The organism is Collinsella aerofaciens (genome assembly GCF_032584215.1).
Taxonomy (GTDB): Bacteria; Actinomycetota; Coriobacteriia; order Coriobacteriales; family Coriobacteriaceae; genus Collinsella.
In genome coordinates this window covers 1-2,698 of sequence record NZ_JAWHPN010000048.1, presented here as the reverse complement: position 1 = coordinate 2,698, position 2,698 = coordinate 1, and the positions used below count along the sequence as shown (strand labels likewise).

Annotated in this window: 3 protein-coding genes; all 3 read left to right on the top strand. The window is 51.0% G+C overall.

All coding sequences use genetic code 11. The annotated features are described in order from the left end of the window. Positions 1-253: 253 nt before the first annotated feature. Genes RX395_RS09605 through RX395_RS09595 form a run of 3 tightly spaced genes read left to right on the top strand, consistent with a single transcriptional unit; the run spans position 254 to position 2,578 of the window. Positions 254-1,015, top strand: coding sequence for an ABC transporter ATP-binding protein (locus RX395_RS09605; RefSeq protein ID WP_316367229.1), 762 nt, complete (start codon positions 254-256; stop codon positions 1,013-1,015). Further along, positions 1,012-1,836, top strand: a complete 825-nt coding sequence (locus tag RX395_RS09600) for a hypothetical protein (RefSeq protein WP_316367227.1) — start codon at positions 1,012-1,014, stop codon at positions 1,834-1,836. The genes RX395_RS09605 and RX395_RS09600 overlap by 4 nt, the downstream gene beginning before the upstream one ends. After that, positions 1,820-2,578 (top strand): hypothetical protein, encoded by a 759-nt coding sequence (locus RX395_RS09595; RefSeq protein ID WP_316367225.1) that lies wholly within the window; start codon positions 1,820-1,822, stop codon positions 2,576-2,578. Before RX395_RS09600 ends, RX395_RS09595 begins: the two co-directional genes overlap by 17 nt. Positions 2,579-2,698: the final 120 nt, after the last annotated feature.

Below are 2,698 nucleotides of genomic sequence, written 5' to 3'. Positions count from 1 at the left end.
CAGGGTCAACCAGGCGCGCGACAGGTGGGACCCGACTGCAAGGGTGGTGCGCCATATCCTGATGGCCGACGCGACTTACCGCAGCTTGGGATAGGTGCGGCATCACCCGTTATCTAAACTGTTAGATAACGAAATATCAGCGTAAAGGGGCCCGTGTCTAACACGGGTTCTTTCTTTTAGATTACCTTGACAAATATGAGTTATCGAAAAACAATAACAACTATGAAAAACGATAAAGGAAAGAAGGAACGATATGAGCGGTTTTGCTATCAAGCAGAACGGGAGGCCGATGGACGCATCAGCGATAAAGTTATCAAAGGTGTCAAAGCGCTACGGGAAACGGCGCGTTTTGCATGACGTTTCCTTCGAGGTGCATCAGTCTGAGCTCCTTGCCCTTGTTGGTGCAAACGGTGCGGGCAAAAGCACGCTTATTAAAATCGTCTTGGGCCTCTGCGAACCGTCGTCGGGGAGCGTGGAACTCTTTGGGGGCAAGTCGAAAAAAGAGCTGAGCCTGATGCGGACGCGTGTCGGCTATGTGCCAGATTCCTGCGGAGCATACCAATCCCTCAGTGCGGCTGAGAATCTTCGGATCCGATGTGCGGAATGGGGGCTTGATGAGAATCGTGAGGTTCCTCGCGTTTTGAACCTAGTTGGACTGGATGCCGATGAAAAAAAGAGCGTGAGCAGTTTTTCTCTGGGAATGAAACGGCGACTGGATATAGCTACGGCTTTGTTGGGTGACACTGACCTGCTTATTTTTGATGAGCCAGCAAACGGGTTGGACCCGCTGGGCATCGAGAGTATATGGGCCCTTATCGGTCGATTGAATCGAGAGCAGGGTAAGACCATGCTCATCTCTAGTCATGATTTGGATGAGTTGGCATCGGTTGCAACAAGCTGCCTGTTTATTCATGACGGCGAACTGCTAAAAAAGGAATCGATGGACGTCATAAGGGATGAGGCGTCGTCCCTAAAAGAGTATTACAGGCGCTTGATGAAGGCGGTCTCGCTATGAAGCGGGCGATCCATCCCATAAAGGCAGATATGATGCGTTTGCACAGGATATTTCCGGCGAAGTTTGGTCTTGCGCTTATGCTGGCGTTCGGCCTTCTCTTCGGCATCTTTCTAAAAAACGGAACAACGTTGCTCGCCTTTGGCAATAGCGTTTTTGGGGAGGATATTGGCTTCTGCTGGAATGTAATCGATCCTTCTGCACCCGATGAGTCTCTTGTGCGTAGCGCCTTTGCCGGCACAGCTCTGCTTGTGCCGCTCATCGTTTGCCTGGTAATTCTACAGGAGCGTGGCTATGAAGAGGGCTGCCGAATTTCTTTGGCAAGAGGTCTCAGCCGCTTTTATGGGGCTCTAGCCCATGCATTTTCGTCTGCTTTAATAATTGGCGCAGCATATAGTGCGCTTTGCCTTCTTCTTTTTGCAATAGCCATAATACGTGGAGGGCATAACTACTCGCACGACATGCTAACTGTATTTTTGCCCGCATTGATAGTCAACGCCGTATTGGTGATATCGGTTGCGTTGGAGACGACGACCATCTATCGGATTACAGGCAGCGCTGTATTGAGCGGGGCTGCGATAATTATTGGATTTGTCATGAGCTTGACGCTCTACGGAACTTACCTTCAGACGCCCATACCGTCCTTGCGATGGATCTTCTTTCTTCCGGGGCCGTACCTTGGAGTCGGATGTGCCCTTGGGTATAGCGATATGGGGCAGCTGACGCTTCTGGGGTATGGCGCGGCAGCCAGCTGTCTATCGGTATTGATTTACGCTCTCGTGAGCTTTCGTGCTGGGGGTGTGCTCAATGGCTCGCCAGACTAGAAGATTTCTTCATTCAGAATTGAGGCATGTGAGCAAATGGACGTACGCCTTAATCCTGGTAATTTATGCGTGCATGGTGGTATTGCAGCTTAATTCTTTCCCGATGTGGTTCTGTAGCCTCCGTGAGAACAGTTTCTTGGGCTTTTTCCCAGACCCGACACTTCGGCTATCGGCAGAGGATGTCCTTCTATTTGGTAATGCAGAGGTTTTTCGCGGTCTGCTTTTCAACGTAGCCCCGTTGGCTCATGCATTGTTCTTTCCGTTCATCGCGGCTTGCATTGTGCCGCGCTTTGTCAGTTCGGGCTTTATTGAGGAACCGTGGGGGTTGTCGGAGGCTCGGGGAGGGAAGCGTGTGTGCGCTATCGTTGCGCGAGTGGTGCTGTCTTCTTTTGCCCTTTTGGGCGCGTTTATCCTGTCGAGTGTCGTTTTGTACTGTCTTAACTGCGTAATCGTTTTGGATGCTCAGCAGTATTTCAACCTGCATGTATTTTGCTATCGACTTGTTCTTGCTGCCGCTGCCTGCCTTGCATACGTGGTTTCTTGCGTAATCGTTGTTTCCTATTTTGGGTCCGGCTTCGGTCCGATTGGCATGCTGCTGCTTGTCAACGTCGTAGCGATCTACATACAGCTCGGGGCCAATTCCATGCTTCCGCTACCGTCCTCGATGCTCATGTGGATTTGCGGCGTGACCCCGTTGGGGGATGGTCAATGCGTTTCGATTTTAATTGACTGCCTAATCTAACAGTTTAGATAACAGGTGATGATTCGGGGACCGCAAGGCCCCCGAATGCTATGCTCTTCCCAGCCAAACAGAGAATTTGCCCGAGCGCCCACCCGGATCTTTGTTTGGCGACAATCCCTC

Coding starts and splice junctions, on each gene's coding strand:
- RX395_RS09595 (WP_316367225.1), top strand. CDS start 1,820: ATGGCTCGCCAGACTAGAAGATTTCTTCATTCAGAATTGAGGCATGTG.
- RX395_RS09605 (WP_316367229.1), top strand. CDS start 254: ATGAGCGGTTTTGCTATCAAGCAGAACGGGAGGCCGATGGACGCATCA.
- RX395_RS09600 (WP_316367227.1), top strand. CDS start 1,012: ATGAAGCGGGCGATCCATCCCATAAAGGCAGATATGATGCGTTTGCAC.